Here is a 20477-nt window from a genome sequence, read left to right as displayed (position 1 = left end):
AACGAAGATAATTTTGATTGATTAACTGCCGCATTAGAATTAGGAGAGTAAACGTGAAATATCTCGCTTTGGTGTATTACAACGAAGGCACAATACAGGCCATGTCGCAGGAGGAGTGGGACTCCCTCAATAGAGAGTGTATGGAGTGCGTGGAAAGCTTAAGCGCTAGTGGCCATTATATCGATGGGGCACCACTGCAAATGACAAACACGGCCGCGACGTTGCGGGTGCGTAACGGTAAATCCTCCATCACCGATGGGCCTTTTGCTGAAACGAAAGAACAGTTGGCGGGGTTCTATATGTTAGAAGCCAAAGACTTTAATGAGGCGTTGCGACTTGCAGAAAAAATACCGCCTGCTCGATACGGAAGTGTTGAAATTAGGCCGGTACGAGAGTTGGCTAGCGAAGGAAATATTCAATAGTTAAAGGTTAGCTTTGTTGCGAGCATTACGTTATTCACAACCGTCTGTTTAATGCTAGTCAAAATTAATTTTTAAGTGTTACTCGTTTAAATGTATAGATGATTAGCAAATTCTTTCGCTAATCATCTATACCTTGCATGTGCAATTTATTAAAGAGTCCTTTCCTTAATACCCTACCCTTCTAGAACGAATAGCGCGCGCCTAGTGCATAGGTGCGGCTGTAGATGCCGGAGTAGAAGTTATAGATGTCTTGATGTTCGTAGTACTCTTGATACTTTTCATCCGTTAGGTTGGTTGCATCAAAGGTAATAACGAAATCGTCGGTTACATCGTAAGATAGTTGGAAATCGACACTGGTTTCTGCTCTGCGATATATGGGCAGAGGGTTTGCGAACAGGGTTGCTTCGTTTCTTTGACGGAACGCGTCGCGCCAAACATACGATAGGCGAGCGCCAAAATTATCTTTTTCGTAGGCAAGTACTGTACTTAGGGAACTGTCGGAAACACCAAACATCTCGGATTCTTGATAGCCGGCTAAGCTGCCGTCATCGTTGTAAACAGGGTTGTCCTGTGATGAATCTAATGCGGTATAGCTCGCTTGGATACCTAAGCCGTCTAGCGCACCTGGCAAGTTTTCTGGGAAGTACACTAAGCCCAATTCAATACCTGTTAATTCACCGTTTGCCGAGTTATCTGGCAGGCTAAGTATATGGCGGTATGAATCTAGATCATCATCGGGGTAGTCGTAGTAAATTTCAGACTGCGAACCCACAATTAAACCTTCTATATCACGACTGAATATTGTGCCGTATATCGCGTTGCCATCACTGAAGTAATACTCTAAAGAGAAATCTAAGTTTTTAGATACAACTGGTTCCAAGTTAGGGTTACCGCCACCTGCAGTACCGTAACCTATATTCGTTACGTCTTTATTGTAGGTAATAAACGGGTTAAGGGCGCCAAAGTCCGGGCGGCGAATGGTTTCCGTGTATGCAAAGCGCGCCATATAATCATCGAGGAAGTTATAACGTACAACAATACTAGGCAACAATTTAGCGCTGCTGTTTTGCGTCGCTTCGACGGTGGAATAAGGAACGTCGCCTTCTTCGAAATTATCTTCTGGGCCTGCAGTAGCGCTATTAACCAAGCGTACGAAGTTAATATCGGTAGTGCCATCGGTATAGCGAATACCAATAGTACCGTCTATTACGCCTACACCTACTTCATATTCAAAGCTAGCCTGGATATATGCGTCGGCGGTGGTTTCTTCTGCGTCAAATGTTTTTTGCAATGTTAAGTAGTTGCCGCCACCTAGGTAATTGTCATTTTCTTCGCTGTAAAAACCGTATAAATTGCGGAAGTAATCGCGATTGGCAAACATGTAGTTACCATCGGCAATACCCCACTCTGAAGGGAAATCTGCGCGGCCATCAAAGAAATCACTCGTGGTTGTTAGAAAGCCTTCGGGGATTTCGTCTACGGCAATATCTTGCACTGGTGTGCTTACGTTAGAGCCTCTTCCCGCAGAATTAGCAGTGCGAACTTCGTAAAGTAAACCAAAGTCTACTTTAGTAATACCGGCAAAGTCTAAGTCCCAGTTGGCATCGATTTTTAACGTATCTGCACCACCTTCATCTCTTGCACCGTTATCCCACGCTGGTCCCCACGCAAATTGCGATGCGTCGGTTAAGTCTGCTTCATTAACATCAGCTGTGTTGGGATTATCGATATAGGTTAAAGCGGGAACACCGTCGCCACTGTTAAAATCTACATCCATAGCGTAGTAACCGTGATTTAAACGGATGGCAAAAAACTCGCTTTTGAATACACTTTTTTGTGTATAGGCCTCTGCAGATAAGTGGAAGTTATCGCCTATATCCCACTCGCCGCCAATAGCGTACAGATAGCTGTCTGTTTGACGGATGGAAGCGTCGCCACTGTGGAAGTTGGGATAGGTATCCGGAGCGCCGTAAACCGTTCGCTCTTTTACAATGTTTGTACCTTCATACAATAAAATGTCATCGTTAAAGTCTAGGTTGTAAGTGGAATCCACAAAGCTAAAAAACAAGCTGTTGAAGTCTTGTTGGCGGTAACCGTTGTAGAAGGCTTCAAAGGTGTATTCTGATGTTTCGTTAGGTGCGAATTGTACCGCTATATTGGCAGCAGGGCGTTCGCGTTCGCCTGAAAAATCCGACGCAAACATTGCGTCGCGCGATAAAATATATTCTTCTTCAACGCCATTTACTATTAATGTGGAGCCAGCTGCAAAAGGCAAGCCTGCTTCTAGCCCTGGCTCCCAGCCAGAGCCGATTCGCGCGAAAGGTTGCGCTTCTGGGCCGCTAGGGTCTGAGGTAAAGTATGGGAACGCAGCACCAGAAGTAATCGATTGGTCTCGAAAGTTTGTGGTAGCAGTGGCAACGTTTAAAAGCGCACCAATTTCACCAAAATTAAAATCCCAGCGGTTGCTAATTAGCGCTCCTATATTGGGGTCGAATTTGCCTTCTTGGTCTTGATAAATACCGCGCGCATTAATTACAACCTTAGAGCCGTCAAAATTAAATGGCCGTTGGGTGTGAACGTCTACTTGGCCCGCTATACCGCTGGGTACTTTATCGGCTGAGCGCGTTTTGTATACATCTACACGTGAAATCAAACTCGCAGGCGTGTCTGCCATGGTGTAGAAGCGGCCGTTAGAAATATACATTTGGCGGCCATTAATGGTGGTAGTTACATCCGTTAAGCCACGAATAGAGATACCGTTAACTTCACCCGACGCGCGATCGGTAACTTGAATGCCGGGTACGCGCTGTAATGCTTCTACTACGTTGTTATCTGGAAACTTACCAATATCTTCTGCAACAATTGATTCTATTACTTGTACTTCGTTACGTTTAATGTCTATTGCTTTAGATAAACTTGCGCGAATACCTGTAACGATAACTTCTTCGTAGTCTTGCTCTGTTTCGCTTTCTTGCGCAAAGGCAACCGAGCTAAGTAATGCAACCGACGTGGCAATTGCAGTACTGAGTTTTGAAGGTTTAAACATGGATCTTCTCCCATATTTAGGTTGGCGAATTATTTTTACGCTAACCCAGTGTGATTATTCTTGTATAAGGCGGAGAGGCTAACCTCTCCGCGTTCACCGTTTTATTCTGCAGCGCCTTCGGCGAACAGTTCACTTACATCTTCTTGAGAGATTGGGTCATCGAAAATAACCAACTCATCCATCAAACCGTTGTAATTTACATCCCAGAAGTTTGTGGCTAACGCCATTTGGGAAACGCCATTGCCGGTGAAAGTGTCTGGGTAATTAGTTAATTCACTCACTAATTCGCCATTTAAGTAAGCGGAGAAATTGCCGGAATTAATTACAAATACAATGTGTGACCATTGCCCGCTAGGTATTTGCGAACCAATAACGCCGTCATACCATGCAAGGCTACCCGCCCACAAAAGGGTGTTGCCGCCACCAGGGCCAAATGGAGCTAGGCTGATCCAATTGTCGGCCGCCACGTAAGCAAACAGTGCTGGCGTGTACTGCGTTTTCACGCTTGGGTTTAGCCACACAGAAATTGAATAGCTATGGTCGGTAATTAGGTTATCCGGTAATTTCGCGCCGGGACCTGCATCACCCAAGAACTCAATGGCTTGCCCAGAAACGCCTGTGGTGTAGGTGTTCTCGGAGCTCGCAGGTACAACGATACCTTTATCGGCGGCAACGCCTGCCTCAAAGTTACCAGTAGAATCACTTAGGTCATCTTCAAAGCTAAAACGAGCGACAGGCTGTGGTGGAGTATTCGACTTAACGTTAATGTCGAACTCTTTTGTTGCCGTCATGTCACCGAAGGTGATGGTTGCGGTTAACGTTACTGGTGCATCGGGAAGGCCGCGTACAGGGCGGTTTACTTGACCAGAAGTAGGGTCGATTACGCTGCTGTCGGTAGATGCCCAAGTAACTGCTGAGCCAAATGCGCCGGCGAATGGCAGCTCGATATCATCAATAATTGCCGTTAGGTCACCAGAAAGCGTAAGCGTATCTTGAATGATTTGAAATAATTCGGTGTCATTCAACTTATCGATATCTAACGCTTTAACTTGCGCGGCATTCATTGCTTCGTCGTACACTTTAAATTCGTCAATTAGACCGTTAAAAGATACGTCCCAGTAATTAACGCCAAGGGTGAATACGCCGTCTTTACCGAAATAAAGGTTAGCGAGGTTGCCTCCTGCGAAACGCTCTTCACCGTTAATCATTACGCGTACAAAGCCTTCTTGTACGGAAAACGCCATGTGGGTCCATTCGTTTTCTGGAATACGCAACCCGGTACTCGCATCGAACCAGCTGTCTACGCCGTTGTGTAGGTTATGACTCCACAACATAGTGTTGCCGTCGTGGCTCATTGGCAAGAAACTCACCCAGCGATCTGCGAAATACACACCAGCGTCTGTTTCAAATTCATCCACTGCGCCAAAGAAGCCAGCAGTCCATTGGCTAACAACTGTAGGATTCATCCAAAAAGAAACCGTGTAGTTATAGTTGTCAATTAAACCGTTTGGCAAACGCACACCATTGCTGCCGTTTAAGCTTACTGCTTGACCATCAACGCCAGCCGCGTAACCAACTTCGCCTGTGTTGTATGGGCGATCTCCGATTGGCATGGCCGCATCGAAAGTCATCGTGTCATCGGTTAAACCGTCTTCGAAAGCAAAGTGCGCAGTTCGGTTGAGTTCAACACGCTCTGCTACGGTTAAATCGATGGGGTAGGTGTAAGTGGTGGTTTCGCCGTTTAACGTTACGTTAGCGGTAAGGGTTACGTTTTGGTCGCCTGCGCCAACACTTGGGCGAATAACTCTGCCGGTATTAGTCACTAGGTCGCTATCACTGGTTGTCCAGGCTATTTGGGCTGAGCGAGTTGCGTGGTTGGGTAGAGACAAGCGATCTTTGATGCGTGCTGGGAGTGCAAGTGCAGCTTCAATATCTGCAGCAACTTCCGCAGAAGATTTTTCTTGCATCTTGATACCGAAAATAGATTCGTTATCACTATTCGTCGCACTAAATGCAACGGTCATACGCTCTTCGGCGGTATCCCATTGCCATTTTGCAACACCTTCGTAGTAGCTACCATCTAGGGTTATTGCAATACGCTCTGGCTGATCGATAAACACTTTGTAAGAACCGGTAATGTCACCAGTTATTTGGCGGCCGCGATCGGTAAATTTGACATAGATAGATTCGTTCGCGCTGGTGTTTGTTTCGGCACCTTGCATAACCAAGCGGTAGTCGCCAATTACATCACTAGAATCTATTTGGTTGTCGCCGTCGATTGGGGCATAACGTAAAGGTGATGCAACTAACCAACCGTCGTTGTTTACCCACATTTCGTGTACGCGTACTGCGTGGCCATTGCCGGTATCAGGGAAGCGGGTGTGCGTAACTAATAGGTGTTTGCCTGTTTCTTCGTCATAAAGTGCTGAGTTGTGGCCCGGCGCTAAGTAACCCCATTCGGCAGAAGTGTCGCCCAGTTGGGATTTAAAAGTAAAACCACCTAAAAGTTTACTGCCGTAGTCGTTGGAGTCGACGCTAGTTGGGTTACCTTGGTCATCGACAGATACGATTACGCGCGCTCCGCCTTCCCAAATACCTGCGTCTGCATTCCATGTGGCAGCCATATCGTTGCCTGCTGCATCGAGGTAGGGGCCTTCTGGTGTACGTGAACGCGCTACACGGATGTTGTAGCCTTGGCGATAGTCGAAACCACCAAAGGATACAAACAAGTAGTAGTAATCGCTTTCAGGGCTGTAAATAACGTAGCTGCCTTCAATCGAGCTAAATGTCCCTTCGCTACCAGCTATGCGCTTGCCAAAACCTTGGCCAGCTACTGGCATGCCTGTGGCTTCATCCAAATCTAACAGGTAGATACCGCCTGAATAGGAACCGTAGGTCATCCACAGGTTGTCGTTTTTATCGTAAAAAACGGCTGGGTCTATGGCATTTGGTAAGTGAGCAGGGTTATAGCTCGTTATGTTCTCGCCTGTTGCGGGGTCTACTACAGGGTAATCGCCTGCTAGCTCTTCATTAGTGTGACCCGAACGAAGAAAGATGCCCTGATTTACATAAGGCCCTTCTGGGTGATCTGCCACGGCCAAGCCCATGTATGACCTGTGCCAGCACACCTCATCTACTTCAACGGTATTTGGGTTATCTTGTGCGCAGTGGTTGTAGTAGAAGTAGTATTTTCCGTCGGCTTTAGACTGGATAACTTCGGCAGCCCAAGAGCCAGTAAAGTTAGCTGACCACGCAATGCCTTCTGCTGCTTCACCGGAATAATTGTGGTTAAAGAGTGGGCTTTCATCTACCAAATGGTTGGCGCCTAACGAGGAAACAACCGTCCAATTCATTAGATCTTCTGAACGCGCAGCGGCTAAATGAGAGCCAAATACATAGTAATAAGACTTACTTTCTTCGCCTTCGGTAACTACAGCCTTCAAAATAGATGGGTCGTGAATGGCAGCATTGCTGTATGCGCTACTGTCGCTGATGGTGGGTGTGGGGTTGGGATAACTAGTTGTTGTGTCTAGCGCTACGGTGTTAGGGACATTGTTCTCTCCCGATCCCCCGCAACCAGAAACGGCCAAAATCCCACTCATTATGAGTGATACTTTAAGTTTCATGTGGTGAGCCTCTCATTGTATATATTGTTTTATTGTTATCTATTGCCATCTGATTTGGCCTGATGGCGCCTAAATATCAGATAAATCGATTTTGCAATAGTAATACAATAATATCAATAGGTAGTTTTTTGCTCACCTCCGCCCAGTAACCATGCCCATTGTGGATGAGGTGCCTGCTTTAGGAGCGCTTGAATCATTCATTCAATATAGATGAGGCTGGATGTATACGGGCGAGGTAACCTGCCTAAAGGCGTGATTATCCGGCTGTCGGGCGGGTAGAGCGGTTGCTGGGGGCGATTCATTTAGGGTTATGTTCGGTGTTGAAGTCAACTCGACCGGGTAGCTGATGCGTTAGACCGTTGAAGCAAGAGGGAATTATGCAGTAGCATACTTATAATATAAAAGTATAGATGTGGCGGTGTGTGAGGTTTTGGGCTTTTCTCAATGTGCATCCCTGTATTGTGATCTATGCTTTAGTAAGTTGCTTTGGCACAGGTTTACCCCTGCCCCGCCATAGTGAGTGCTACGTAACGCTATGAATTATAAATAAAATATGCCAAAAACTAACCCTCCATCACTAGCCAGTCGCGCAAGCTTGCACGGTGGTTTAGCGTTTGAATTCGACTTTCCCAGTGCCTCGTTAGAAGTGCTTGCGGGTAAAATGCCCGCTTTAATGGCACTGGCTACTACAGAAGGGGCGCTAATCTTCTCCAATGGCCATTTTGAATTGCTAGATGGAGCTGGGGATACGGTTGAGAGTGATACTGAGGCCGGCTTGTTCCCTGCGCCTTTACGTCTCTCGCTAACTAAACAAGCCAACCCTCACGATACTGTTTTTATGCAAGCGCTGCGTTATTTAGACGGCAGCGAGCACATCTATGAAATACACCGCTTTAAAGTGCCAGCAGTAGAAGAGGGGCGCACCGAGCTTATTTGTACGCTTGGGGTTTGCCAAACTTCCCCCACCAATACTTCACCCCCGCAATTTGACCCGTTAACCGGCTTGGCTAATCGCGCGCAGTTGTATGAACAGTTACGCCGAGCCATAGATTACGGCCGTGTGCATCGCGAGTGCGTAACGGTGATGATGCTGAATATTGATCGTTTTAAAAATATAAACGATAGCTTAGGTGTGGGTGCCGGCGACGATGTGCTAATTCAAATATCTGAAATATTGCGCAATGTATTGCGTGATAACGACACCGTAGCCCGCTTGGGTAGCGATGAATTTATTTTGCTGTTAGATAAGGTGGATAACCCTCATCACATAACCAAAATTGCAGATAAAATTTTAAACGCTATTGGTCAGCCGTTAAATATTTGCGGTCACGAAATTACCTGTACCGCAAGCTTGGGGGTAAGTCAGTTTCCTATTCATGGCGACTCAATCGATTTGCTGCTTAAGCACGCCGATGAAGCCATGGCGCGAGCAAAAAGCGAAGGTAAAAATCGCTATAAAATTTATACCGCACAAATGAGCGAGCGCACAGTCGATGCCCTGCTAATGGAAAACGATTTGCGTCGCGCACTAGAGCAAGATGAATTTATTTTGTTTTATCAGCCGCAGGTACATTTGCGCACTGGCAAAATTATTGGGCTAGAGGCACTTATTCGCTGGCAGCATAAAACTAAGGGCGTTATTTCGCCGTTAGATTTTATTCCACTAGCAGAAGAAACAGGTTTAATCGAAGAGGTGGGTGCATGGGTGCTTGCTCATGCTTGTGAACGTTTTCATCACTGGTTAAAGCAGGGGTTGAGTTTAGGTAAGGTGGCAGTGAACTTATCGGCACGTCAATTTAGGCAAGCCCACTTTGCCGAAACGGTAGTAGAGGCGTTAAATAAAAGTAAACTTCCTCCGCAATATTTAGAGCTGGAAATAACCGAAAGCCTAACTATGCAAGATACCGACGAGGTGTTGCAAACGCTGGGCTATCTAAATAAGTTAGGGCTTTCTATTGCTATTGATGATTTTGGTACTGGCTATTCTTCTTTATCCTACCTTAAAAAATTCCCTGTAAATAAATTGAAAATAGACCGCACATTTATTCACGACGTGGGTTCCGAGCTAGACGATGGCGCTATCGCCAAATCGATTATCGACCTTGCTCATAATATGTCTATGCTTGTAGTAGCAGAGGGCGTAGAGCGCTTAGGGCAATCTCGCTGGTTGTACGATCAAGGTTGTGATCAAGTGCAGGGCTATTATTTTTGCAAACCCCTCAGTGAAAATGAACTGTTAAAGCTGCTCTATAGTGAAAAAGTATTTAGAGATAGTAATGGCGATTGTTTTATTGTTTAGGGGCTAGTTTACAGATTGCAGCGTACAGAACGCAGGGTGAGAGTGGTGTATGGGTAGGCAGTGGATGATATTTAAAAGGTATTTTGTTTTGGGGTGTGTGGCGTTTCTTTCGGTATTGGCTTCGGCTGGTGAGGTAAAAAATAGTGGCGGGGGGATGTTGGATTTTAATTTTTACCCCTACTTAAGTAAGGCCGAGAACGATAGCGTATTCAGTTTGAATATGGCTTCTGGGTTGCCAAATAGATTTAGTTATTTTGGGTTTATTAATTTTTATAACCAGCAAAATGAAAATGAACTGCAGGATACAGTAAATTTTTACAGCGAATTAAATTTACGCTGGAAAGTGGCAGAAACATCGCCACTCGATTTAACCCTGCAGCAAGTTATGCGCAGCAGTGAAGATAATGATCGCACACGTTTAGGGGTGCGCTGGCGCTTAAATAATACCTCCCACCTTGAGCAATTCTTTCAGCGTATCCACGCAAAATGGTCCATTAATTTACACGCCGTGCAGTTTGACGATACAGACGCAAATGAGTGGCAGTTAGAGCATGCCTATTCCTTCTCTTTTCCGGCTATAAGTAAGCGCTTGTATGTGGCGGGTTTTATCGACCACACTTTTAATGAAGATTTGCCTCCTACCTTTCCTTCTAACCCTATTGTTAGCGAAACCCAAGTTGGCTGGCGCATAGTAGAAAATTTCTACGCTATCTACGAATACCGCATCAATCAATATCGCATAGATAGCGAAGTGAATCATGCGGTGGGTGTGGAATATAAGATGAAATGGTGAAGGGATAGCTGACAGCGATTAGTTTACAGCTTACAGGGAGGGCCGGGTGTAGCCTGCCTGCCGTGCAAATATATAATTAATTAAAAACTCCTGAGCCGAAATCTACGCCGGCTTGTACGCACCATACGCTTATTGCGTCTAGTTCGTTAAGTGCGCTGGAGGAGATGGTTTGGATGTGGGTTGTGGTTTCGAAGGTTTGGCCGTAAAGGTTGGGGCCGAAGCCGCTGCCTTGGTTAAAGTTGCCGTTGGGGCCGGTGTAAAAGTATACGTCTGGCAAGCCACCGCCGGTATAGCTAAAGCGGGTGAATAATAATGTGCAATCGTTTACTACGGTTACGGTACCCGCCACGCCATAGGCGAAAGTGTTAAATTCTGCGCTGGTTCCAATTTTTTCGTGGCTGCTGCCACAGCTAGTATCTGCGCCAAGTGCAATGGCGATATTTTCTAAGGCTGCAACTTTGCTGGGGAGTACACCGCCCGCGCTGGCCACTAGGCTGGCGCTATCGCTAGTAAATGTTGAGCTAGCAAAGTTTAGTGTTATTTGCTCTGCTACTTGGTGGGTGGCGGTGGTAATTTCAATGCCATTATTTGGGTTTTGATCTGCATCTAAGGCAATTAATAAACGCGTAATATTTGCCGTTACCGTGTTAGCGGGGTCGCTATTGCCTGCTAATAAAACGGTATCTATTGTTGCTTGCGCAAGAGTGTTTGGCAGGGCTATATCGCCTATAAAAAATTGAATGTCATCATTTTGTTGGTAGCTAAACCTGCCGTTGGCGCTGGTGTAACCCGTATTGTCGCCGCTTATATAATAAAGCCCGCTTACATGGGTGGTTGCATTTAATTTAAATGTGCCAGTTAATAATTCGGTCTCGGTCTCGGTCTCGGTCTCGGTCTCGGTCTCGGTCTCGATTATCGTTTCGTTTGAAGGGGGCATTGTGGTGTTTGCCGCCCCACCGCCGCAGGCGTAAAGTGCGCTGACTAAAACAATGAGCGTTAAGGTTTTTAAGGGATGTGGTAACGATGCTAGCCGTATGATTTTATAAGGTTTTATTAACGTAGTGATCATGCGTCGCCCATCTCTTACGTGATTAATTGCATGTATAGGGTTTGGTAGTGTGCTTATTTGGGCTTTAGCCTACGCGATTGTTAATAGTAAAACCTCACAGAATTATCACATTTTCTTTTTTAGGGCTAAAAGGCTCTCACCTTGCGGTTAATGTGTGCTTCTGGCTCTGCCAGCCAGTGGCCTTGTAGGTAGTCTATGCCCAAATTTGCTGCAAGCCTGCACACTTCTGGGGTGTAGCAATATTCGGCAACCGTTGTAATTTTTTTGGTGCGTGCAAACTGCACTATTTTTTGGGTAATTTCCTGTGCATCGGTATCTTGCTCTAAGCGTGCCATTACCCCTCGGTCAATTTTCACAAAGTCTATGGGTAGAGACATTAGTCTGTCGAAATTGGAGTAAGCTTTGCCTAAGTCATCAAGCCCTACTCGGCAGCCTAGCCTTTTTAAACGCATTATAAATTGGCTTAGGCTTTTCTCGTCTACCAAACTGTCGGTTTCCAAAAGTTCAAAATGCAGTTGTTTAGCAATACCAGATTGAGATACTAATTTGACAATTTTATTTGCCAGCTCTGGGTCGATAATGTCGTGGGTAGAAAAATTAATAGAGAGCTCGACTTTTTCTACGCGGGATATGTCTATAGCTTGCTGCAGCATGCTTAAGGTAAGTAGGCCGTAGTTGCGCGAGCGCTGCATAAGTGGAACAAACTCATCGGGCAGCATTATTACTTTCCCCGCGTCATCGACTATTCGGCTCAGTACTTCGTATTTTTCTATATTGCCAGTGCGTGCATCCACAATGGGGTGAAAATAAGCTATTACACGGTTGTTTTCGAAACTGTCTTTTATTAGCTGTATTTTTTTAATATTGCTCAGGTAGCTTTCTGGTAGAGATTCTGTCGAATTGTAAAAAATAATACTGGTGTTGGTTTCTTGGGCTTTGCGCAATGCGAGCTGAGCTAGCTCCAAAGGGTCGTCCAGTTCTGCGGTAACACCAATATGCAAATCCAAAGCAATCATGTTGCCGTCTGGCATGCGATATTGGGTTTGGCTTACACAGTTATAAAAGTCGTTAAAAACGTGTAGGTTTTGCTCGTTATGAAAGTGCTGATCAACAAGTACCGCGAACTCATCGTTGTGAATATGATAAACGCGCATATTTTTAAGTGAAGGGTGGGTGTAATTGGCAAGGTTGTAGGCAAACTCGCACAGCAGCATATTGCCAAAGGCTTGTCCATAAGAGCTAGTAACGTAATAAAATCGATCGATATTTAGCATTACTAAATGAGGGTGAAAGCAGGTGGCAAGGTCTTTCTCTAATTGATTTTTGTTTGGTAAGTGTGTGAGCGGATCTTTAAAGTATGCCTGCTCGCGCAGGGCGATATTTGCTAAAAAATTACGTCGGGCAATTAAAATAAAGGGCAAGCATAAAATGGTAAGCAATACACCATTCGCCACAGCGCGTTGCATGCTTTCCATTGCCAGTGCATGTACTGCAGAAATATCTAAATCTGCGCCCACTATGTATACCGTACCGTCTTCGGCTATGCGCGGTAAAAAATACGAGCGGAAAGACCCCCATTGGTCGGTATATTCTGCGCTGGTTGGCTTTAAGGTTTGTATCGCCTTATTAATTTGAGGGCTGGCATCGTCGTATTCGCTCCAGTATATAAGCTTGTACTGTTTGCTTTCAAACTCTCCTGGCGCTGCGCTCGAGCTTGTGAATCGCAGTTTGCCTTGGTGTTGTACTAGGGTGTAAACGTAGGCAAGCTGCATTTCTTGCGCAAAGCTTGTGAGGGTTTTGGCTATTGCTTCTTCTTCGGCACGCGACATATGTTGCACTAGTGGAGCGCTGTGTAGCTTCGCGGGTAATAGCCTGTCGCTAGCCGTTGCCGCTAGGGCGAGCTTTTGGTCTGCATGATCTAGCAGAGTTTGAAAATGAGTTGTGTAGTTGGCCCAACCGAACAGCGTTAAACCAATACAATAAAAAGCAATAAATCCAATAGGAAGAGCCAGTTTTGACGGGATCTGCATGTATTTTGCTTCCTTAGTCGGGGGCCTTGGGCTAACTCGTTGCTTATATTTCACTTGCTTTAACTACTGCCATTCAACCTTAGCTGGCGATTACATGCAAATAGTCTGGGCTTTTATTGGCTTCTATAGGTTACACACGGGCAGCACAACTTAATGTGCGTGCGTGGTAAGATGCGCATCTCTTAATTATAGGTAATAGAGTTGCTTTATGAAGTGTTGTGTCATCGATGTATCTGGTCAAGAGTTTATCCTGTATTTTAATGACGATATGGCACTGTGCGATGTGCGTGCAAACGGCATTACTTGTGCAATATCTCAAGATGCGACGAGCGGCGAAATAAGTGTGCACCTTAACGAGCACGGTGTAATTAAGCTTGTGCTGCAAGCTGTTGTAGGTGATGAAACTGCCGTGGGCTATCGTGCTTATTTGAGCGATGCGTTTGTGGGTCAGGGGGCGGCCAGCTTGCAAGACGTTGACGCTTCCATGTTGCAAGCGCAGGTATTAGCTGCGCCGCAATCAACAGGTGTAGCTACGTCGCGATCACAAGGTAAGTGGTTAGCTATTGCCGGCATTGGTTTTAAGCTGCTTAAAACGGTAAAGGTTGTAAAGGTGGCTTTGTTAGCTGCATCTGTTGGGGTGTACAGCGTAATCTTCACGCCTCAATTTGCTGTGGCATTGGTGGCCATTCTTATGTTCCATGAATATGGCCATATTCGCGGTATGAAAAAGTTTGGCATACCCACCAAAGGTATTTATTTAATTCCGTTTTTTGGTGGTATGGCGATTGGCGAAAAGCACAAGTCTCAATGGCAAGATGTTTATATCTCTATGATGGGCCCTGTATATGGTTTAATTATGACAGTGGTCTTTTACCTTATTTACTCGTTTACAGGCAGCCACTTCGCCGGTTTAGTCGCCTCTATTAGCGCGCTATTAAACCTGTTTAATTTGCTGCCGGTGCACCCGCTAGATGGTGGTCGAGTAATTAAAGCGCTTGTTTTCTCGTACAGAAATTATTGGGCACTGTTAATATTGCTTACCCTTTCTGCCGGCTGTGCAGTATTAAGTGCAATGTTTGGGTTTTATTTTTTGGTGTTTTTTATTGTGTTGGGCGTTATAGATACCTTGTCCGGTTGGCGAGTCGGGTTGGAGCAAGATGTAACCCCGCTTACCCCTTACGGTATTTTGTTTAGTTTGGGGTGGTACTTTTTAGTGGTGGGTTTATTTTTGGCTATGATTGTTTTAATTGCTCTAGATGGTTTACCCGGGGCCGAAATTGCTACAAAAGTGTTGTCATCGTAAGTGCTTTTATTGTGGTCGGCGCCAGAGTGTAATTAGTTTATTGCTCGGTGCCGGCTGTTTTGTAACGCTATGCAATACATATAAAAATCAGCCTAAGGCTGTGGCGCTGTAGTTGCCCACGGAAGCCAATACCTAATATAAAAATTATTGCTTTTTCCCATTTGTTTTAGTTTTTAATTCTAAGTTTATTCCCGAATAAGAGACATGTTAGTTTTCTTATTCCCGAGTGCGGCATAAGTGTGTGCGGCGGTAAGCAAAGTGAAGCTAAGTGCTTATTTTATGTGGACAATGTATGCGCTAGCAGCTATAACTTAAGCTCAAGGAGAAAGTTATGGATGCAAGGTTACACGTATTAATCGTAGATGACGCGGTTGATATTTGTCAGTCGCTCGAAATGCAGTTGTTGGACTACGGTGTGTTCAAGGCAAGCTGGTGCTTAAGTGGTGAGGAAGCGCTAGCGCTAATAGAGAAACAACCAGCAAAGTACGATGCAATCTTTATAGACTTACATATGCCAGGAATGGACGGTTTGGAGTTGATGCACCGTCTGAGTGAAATGCAGTACGCAGGTGGCGTTGTTATTATTTCTGCCCTTGGTGCGCGCGCTATCAATCTTACTCTCGAAGCAGTTTCTAATTATCACCTACGTCTACTCGGTTCATTAGAAAAGCCTTTTGATGAATCGCTCGTCGCCTTTATGGTGCGACGCATAAAAAATTCAATGCCCAATGTGTCTTCTCAGGTTCCTTTGTTGCGCAGAAAAGATGTGCTTGAGGCGCTGCGCGCTCGTCAAATGGTTAATTATTATCAACCGCAAGTTAGCTCTATTGATAACCGAGTGGTTGGCTTTGAGTGCTTGGCGCGATTAAATTTAAATGGCGAGGGCTTAATCGGTGCGAACCGTTTTATTGCGGTGGCCGAACGATTCCAGTTAATGGATTTAATTCTCGACTGCCAAATGGAGAATCTCGGTCAAGATTTGGCAAACCTCAAAGACTTGGTTGGCAATGACTGTCGCTTTTCTATTAACTTGTCTGCTCAACAGCTATACAACGATACGCTGCCAGAGTACTTAGCCGATTTGGCGGAAAACTATGCTGTTCCACTCGATTGCCTACGATTAGAAGTGCCAGAAAACCAGGCGATAATGGAAGATAAGCAGCTTAAAAATATTCACCGTTTAAGCATTAATGGTTTTAATTTATCGCTTGATAATTACGGGCAGGGCTACGCTAACCTCAGGCAAATTACGCGCATGCCGTTTAGCGCGGTGAAGTTGAATGCCCAAATGACTGAGGGTATTCACAACGATAAAATTATGCGCCTTATAGTTGAATCTATTCGGCTGCAAACTCAAATAGCGGGCATTGAATTGGTGGCGCTGGGTGTAGTGCAGCCAGAAGATTTACTGGCATTAGCAGATATAAATGTAGATGCGTATCAAGGGCGTTTATTTTGCCCTAGTAAATCTGCAGAAGAGTTGCAGGCGTGGGTGCCCAGCTGGTACGAATCGCAAACCATTAGGCCTTGGTGCTAGGTGTTATTTATCTTGCTTGTGGTTATTTGTAGGTAATTGTAGTTGCTTGTAATTACTAGTAGTTACAGGTGGTTATTTGATATGACGTCGAGCTAGCTTTAGCGGATCATTGCCCGTTGGGTGCGTGGAGTAAAGCTATCTACCCCCGCTAAACTCAAGGTAATATCTAGCAATATTGCCCAAGCATCGCCGCGCGACATACCTTTAATAGTGCGATCAGCAAGGGCGCATTTACGCAGTAGCATATGTAATTTTTTTGCCGATTGCTGGCTTAATGCTTGTTGTACTAAACGCTGGCGCTTGTCCCACACTCCATTGCGTTTTGCCGCTTGGCCGAAGTGCTCACCCGCGTCGGTGGCTTCTTTAATGCTGGCTAAAATGCGCGCTTCGCGAGTAAGGGCCCACAAAATAACGGTAGGTTCGGTGCCTTCACCTTTTAGCCCAAGTAGAGTGCGGCTTGCCGCTTGCGCATCGCCCAGCAGGGCTTTATCTAACAAACCAAATACGTCGTAGCGCGCCGACTCCATTACCGCGGAGGTCATTAATTGGCTATCTATAAGCTCGTTGGTTGCAACTAATTTAAGTTTTTCAATTTCTTGTGCGGCGGCAAGTAGGTTGCCTTCTACTTTGGCGGCTAGAATATCTATGGCAGCGGAATCTGCGCGCAGCCCTGCAGCTTTTAAGCGTTGATCTATCCAGCGTGGTAGTTGCGGCATCCCAACAGGCCATACGGTAACAATACAGCCAATAGCTTCTAACGCCTTAAACCATTTACTGTTTTGCGCGCGCTTATCTATTTTGGGGAATACCAATAGTATGAGAGTGTCTGCGCTTGGTTTTTGGCACAGCTCAACCAACGCTTTACTGCCCGCATCGCCGGGCTTGCCGTTGGTAACGCGTATTTCAATTATTTTCTTTTCAGAAAACAGGCTTAAGCTGTTGGCGCTTTGTAATAATTGATCCCACGAAAACCCTGCATCGGTGTGGTGTAACTCGCGCTCGGTAAAGCCTTGTTTGCGTGCGGCGGCGCGCACTGCATCGCAGCTTTCTTGTACCACTAGGGCTTCGTCACCGGTAATTAAAATAACGGGTGGCAGGGCGTTTTTGATATGGCTGGCGAGTTGGTCTGCGTTGATGCGGGCCATATTAGTTTTCGCTATCGCTTATGGCCAGCAACATTCGGTTTACCAGCTCTTCACGCATTTCTAGTAAAAGGGCTTGTTCTTCTTGCGACTTGGCGGCAATTTGCTTGGCGTCGAAGTCGTAGCTGCGCCAGCTAGATATTTGGTTGGAGGGTACCAGCGTTTTGTCGGCCGTTTTCACGTGGTAGTGAATAGTAAGAATAAGTTGGTATTGGGCGGCAACGCCAGTTTCGGTTACCGCTAGGGATTGTTTCTCTAGGCGCTCGCGCTCTATAACCAGTTTAGTGCTGGCATCGCTATTTATTGCCAGTTGGTTGCTGCGCACAGTATTGTGCAACACTTGCATTAGCGCTGGGTTGCGCTGCATAAATTTAACGCTTAGCGCATTGCCTTCAAAATTGGCGTTGCTGGCAATATTTTCGCTGCCGCGTATTTGCCAGCCGCAGGCGCTTAGGGTTAAGCCCACTAATGCTACAACGCAAAGCAAGCGGTAACGAATTAGTTTGCAGTGTTTCATGGGCTTATCTCTTAATGGTTAGCTGAGGGCTAAGATCAGGTAATGTAGTAATTAAGTTGTATGTAAAGTACAGAGCAGCGCGCTTGTTACAGCGCGCCGCAAGCAGCATTAGTTGGCAACAATGTTAACCAGCTTGCCGGGCACAACAATCACTTTGCGAATCATCTTGCCGTCTATGTGTTTTAAAACACTTTCATCGGCTAGGGCGATTTTTTCCAGTGCGTCTTTATCTGCGTTGGCGGGTGCATCGAGTTTAGCGCGCACTTTGCCGTTTACCTGGGCCACAATGGTAATGGTGTCTTTTACTAGTGCGGCTTCGTCTACGGTTGGCCAAGGCGCATCTAGCACCGCTACTTCGTTGCCAAAGGCTTGCCACAGTGCGTGACAGGCGTGCGGCACAATTGGCGCTAGCAATAACGTTGCTGCTTCTAGCGCTTCGCGCTCAACCGCTAACCCGTTTGGTGTGCTGCGGTCAGCACTGCGGGTAATTTCGTTTAGTAATTCCATTACCGCGGCAATAGCGGTGTTAAAGGTTTGGCGGCGGCCGTAGTCGTCGCTTACCTTGCTAATGGTTTCGTGGGTTTTACGGCGCAGCGCTTTTTGTTGCTCGTCTAAGCTGTTTGCGTCTATCTCGCCTGCGCTGCCTGCTTCTAGGTGGCTGGCAACGGCTTTCCATAGCTTTTTCAAAAAGCGGAATGCACCCTCTACACCCGAGTCAGTCCACTCTAGCGATTGCTCTGGTGGCGCTGCGAACATAGAAAACAGGCGAACGGTATCGGCGCCGTAGGTTTTAATTAGGTCTTCTGGGTCGACGGTGTTGCCCTTCGACTTAGACATTTTAGTGCCGTCTTTTAATACCATGCCCTGACAAAGCAAACGCTCAAACGGCTCGTCGCATTCCACCAAGCCTTCGTCGCGCATAAGCTTGTGGAAAAAGCGCGCGTACAACAGGTGCAAAATAGCGTGTTCAATACCACCCACATACTGGTCCACCGGCAGCCAGTAGTTGGCTTTGTCTGGGTCGAGCATGCTGTCGGCGTTGGGGCTGGTGTAGCGGGCGTAATACCAAGACGACTCCATAAAGGTGTCGAAGGTATCGGTTTCGTGTTCAACCGCTTGGCCGTTTAGCTCGGCTTTGCACCATTCTTTGTCTGCTTTGATTGGCGATTGTACGCCATCCATTTGCACGTCTTCTGGTAGCAACACTGGCAGACGATCTGCCGGCACGGGAATAACGCCACCGTCGGGCAAATTAAAAATAGGAATAGGTGAACCCCAGTAACGCTGGCGGGAAACACCCCAGTCGCGTAAACGAAAGTTGGTGGTTACCTTGCCTTTGTTGGCCGCTTGCAGTGTTTGCGAAATAGCTTCAAACGCGGCGTTAAAGTTTAAGCCGTCGTATTCGCCGCTGTTCACTAGCACGCCTTTGTCGACAAAGGCTTCTTTGGTGAGGTCTATGTCGCTGCCGTCTTCGGGGGCGATAACTTGTTTAATTTCTAGATCGTATTTTTTGGCAAATTCCCAGTCGCGCTGGTCGTGTGCAGGCACAGCCATTACCGCACCAGAGCCGTAATCCATAAGCACATAGTTGGCCACCCACACAGACACTTCGTCGCCGGTAATGGGGTGCTTGGCTTTTATGCCCGTGTCTATGCCTTTTTTCTCCATGTTGGCCATGTCGGCCTCTGCCACCGATTGCACTTTGCACTCTTGAATAAATGCAGCCAACGCGGGGTTTGTTTCTGCCAGTGCTTTGGCAATGGGGTGCTCGGCGGCAAGGCTTACGTATGTCACGCCCATTAAGGTGTCGGGGCGGGTGGTATACACATCAAAGCCGGTGGTACCTGCTATGGGGTTGGCTAAATCAAAGCGCATTTCTACGCCTTGGCTTTTACCAATCCAATTGCGTTGCATAGTTTTTACTTGCTCGGGCCAGTTTGGCAGCTTATCTAAATCGGCTAATAGCTCTTCGGCGTAGTCGGTGATGCGAATAAACCACTGTGGAATCTCTTTGCGTTCTACGGCTGTGTCGCAGCGCCAGCATTGGCCGTCTACCACTTGCTCGTTGGCCAATACGGTTTGGTCGTTGGGGCACCAGTTAACCGATGCAACTTTTTTGTAGGCCAACCCTTTTTCATATAAGCGGGTGAAGAACCACTGCTCCCATTTGTAGTAGTCGGGTTTACAGGTAGTTACTTCGCGTGACCAGTCAAAACCAAAACCCAATTCGGTTAGCTGTTTGCGCATGTAGTCTGTGTTGGAGTAGGTCCATTTTGCCGGCGCAGTGTTGTTTTTAATGGCTGCGTTTTCCGCCGGTAAACCGAAGGCATCCCAACCCATGGGGTGCAAAACGTTTTTGCCTTGCATGCGGTGGAACCGAGATATTACGTCGCTGATGGTGTAGTTGCGTACATGCCCCATATGCAAACGACCGCTGGGGTAGGGGAACATGGCCAAGCAGTAAAACTTTTCTTTGGTGGGATCTTCAGTAACGTTGAAGCTTTTGTTCTCTTCCCAGTATTTCTGTGCTTGTGCCTCGATCTCGGACGGCTGGTAATACTCGTTCATGGGGGGTATGGGGCCTAGATATTGTTAGGTAAGTTTGTCGGCTAACAGGCATAAAATTAAATGCTAGCCGTTGAGAAAGGGGCACATTATAGGCGGCTTAGTCGGGGAAAGTAAGGTATAGCGTA

The 20477-nt window shown here is 46.4% G+C and carries 12 protein-coding genes; 5 read left to right on the top strand and 7 right to left on the bottom strand.

Translation table 11 applies throughout. The features are described 5' to 3' along the window. Window positions 1-53: 53 nt before the first annotated feature. Window positions 54-422: a YciI family protein gene (locus SDE_RS17370; RefSeq protein ID WP_011469790.1), complete on the top strand. Its 369-nt coding sequence runs from the start codon at window positions 54-56 to the stop codon at window positions 420-422. A gap of 181 nt (window positions 423-603) precedes the next feature. On the opposite strand, the gene SDE_RS17365 is transcribed toward SDE_RS17370, so the two are convergent. Together SDE_RS17365 and SDE_RS17360 are read right to left on the bottom strand one after the other, a co-directional pair. Continuing rightward, complete coding sequence (locus SDE_RS17365; protein ID WP_011469789.1) at window positions 604-3468, bottom strand: TonB-dependent receptor; 2865 nt, start codon at window positions 3466-3468, stop codon at window positions 604-606. 101 nt (window positions 3469-3569) lie between these two features. Continuing rightward, a complete protein-coding gene (locus SDE_RS17360; protein WP_011469788.1) occupies window positions 3570-7094 on the bottom strand; it encodes a LamG-like jellyroll fold domain-containing protein in 3525 nt (1174 codons plus the stop codon). 553 nt (window positions 7095-7647) lie between these two features. Here SDE_RS17360 and SDE_RS17355 point away from each other — a divergent pair. Beyond that, entirely contained in the window at window positions 7648-9393 is a 1746-nt protein-coding gene (locus tag SDE_RS17355; protein WP_011469787.1) for a putative bifunctional diguanylate cyclase/phosphodiesterase, read from the top strand. Between the two features lie 49 nt (window positions 9394-9442). Further along, window positions 9443-10186, top strand: coding sequence for a hypothetical protein (locus SDE_RS17350; protein ID WP_011469786.1), 744 nt, complete (start codon window positions 9443-9445; stop codon window positions 10184-10186). A 76-nt stretch (window positions 10187-10262) separates the two neighbouring features. On the opposite strand, the gene SDE_RS17345 is transcribed toward SDE_RS17350, so the two are convergent. Both SDE_RS17345 and SDE_RS17340 read right to left on the bottom strand, forming a co-directional pair. Next, window positions 10263-11123, bottom strand: a complete 861-nt coding sequence (locus SDE_RS17345) for a DM13 domain-containing protein (protein WP_158303892.1) — start codon at window positions 11121-11123, stop codon at window positions 10263-10265. Window positions 11124-11380: 257 nt separating this feature from the next. Next, a complete protein-coding gene (locus SDE_RS17340) occupies window positions 11381-13285 on the bottom strand; it encodes an EAL domain-containing protein (RefSeq protein WP_011469784.1) in 1905 nt (634 codons plus the stop codon). A 208-nt stretch (window positions 13286-13493) separates the two neighbouring features. Here SDE_RS17340 and SDE_RS17335 point away from each other — a divergent pair, with 208 nt between their 5' ends. Continuing rightward, complete coding sequence (locus SDE_RS17335; RefSeq protein WP_011469783.1) at window positions 13494-14588, top strand: site-2 protease family protein; 1095 nt, start codon at window positions 13494-13496, stop codon at window positions 14586-14588. 331 nt (window positions 14589-14919) lie between these two features. After that, complete coding sequence (locus SDE_RS17330) at window positions 14920-16125, top strand: EAL domain-containing response regulator (RefSeq protein ID WP_011469782.1); 1206 nt, start codon at window positions 14920-14922, stop codon at window positions 16123-16125. A 98-nt stretch (window positions 16126-16223) separates the two neighbouring features. Here the strand turns inward: SDE_RS17330 and holA are convergent, their stop codons facing one another. The 3 genes from holA to leuS all read right to left on the bottom strand — a co-directional run bounded on the left by holA (window position 16224) and on the right by leuS (window position 20352). Further along, window positions 16224-17270, bottom strand: coding sequence for a DNA polymerase III subunit delta (gene holA / locus SDE_RS17325; protein WP_011469781.1), 1047 nt, complete (start codon window positions 17268-17270; stop codon window positions 16224-16226). A 1-nt stretch (window position 17271) separates the two neighbouring features. Beyond that, entirely contained in the window at window positions 17272-17784 is a 513-nt protein-coding gene (gene lptE, locus SDE_RS17320) for an LPS assembly lipoprotein LptE (RefSeq protein WP_011469780.1), read from the bottom strand. A 108-nt stretch (window positions 17785-17892) separates the two neighbouring features. Further along, window positions 17893-20352: a leucine--tRNA ligase gene (leuS, locus tag SDE_RS17315; protein WP_011469779.1), complete on the bottom strand. Its 2460-nt coding sequence runs from the start codon at window positions 20350-20352 to the stop codon at window positions 17893-17895. Window positions 20353-20477: the final 125 nt, after the last annotated feature.

Source organism: Saccharophagus degradans 2-40, assembly GCF_000013665.1.
GTDB classification, from domain to species: Bacteria; Pseudomonadota; Gammaproteobacteria; order Pseudomonadales; family Cellvibrionaceae; genus Saccharophagus; species Saccharophagus degradans.
This window is presented reverse-complemented; position numbering and strand designations above follow the sequence as displayed.

Bases quoted from the DNA above. Each gene is read 5' to 3' on its own strand.
- SDE_RS17335 (WP_011469783.1), top strand. From the start codon at position 13,494: ATGAAGTGTTGTGTCATCGATGTATCTGGTCAAGAGTTTATCCTGTAT.
- SDE_RS17340 (WP_011469784.1), bottom strand. From the start codon at position 13,285: ATGCAGATCCCGTCAAAACTGGCTCTTCCTATTGGATTTATTGCTTTT.
- holA (WP_011469781.1), bottom strand. From the start codon at position 17,270: ATGGCCCGCATCAACGCAGACCAACTCGCCAGCCATATCAAAAACGCC.
- SDE_RS17330 (WP_011469782.1), top strand. From the start codon at position 14,920: ATGGATGCAAGGTTACACGTATTAATCGTAGATGACGCGGTTGATATT.
- SDE_RS17365 (WP_011469789.1), bottom strand. From the start codon at position 3,468: ATGTTTAAACCTTCAAAACTCAGTACTGCAATTGCCACGTCGGTTGCA.
- lptE (WP_011469780.1), bottom strand. From the start codon at position 17,784: ATGAAACACTGCAAACTAATTCGTTACCGCTTGCTTTGCGTTGTAGCA.
- SDE_RS17345 (WP_158303892.1), bottom strand. From the start codon at position 11,123: ATGCCCCCTTCAAACGAAACGATAATCGAGACCGAGACCGAGACCGAG.
- SDE_RS17350 (WP_011469786.1), top strand. From the start codon at position 9,443: ATGGGTAGGCAGTGGATGATATTTAAAAGGTATTTTGTTTTGGGGTGT.
- SDE_RS17355 (WP_011469787.1), top strand. From the start codon at position 7,648: ATGCCAAAAACTAACCCTCCATCACTAGCCAGTCGCGCAAGCTTGCAC.
- SDE_RS17360 (WP_011469788.1), bottom strand. From the start codon at position 7,094: ATGAAACTTAAAGTATCACTCATAATGAGTGGGATTTTGGCCGTTTCT.
- leuS (WP_011469779.1), bottom strand. From the start codon at position 20,352: ATGAACGAGTATTACCAGCCGTCCGAGATCGAGGCACAAGCACAGAAA.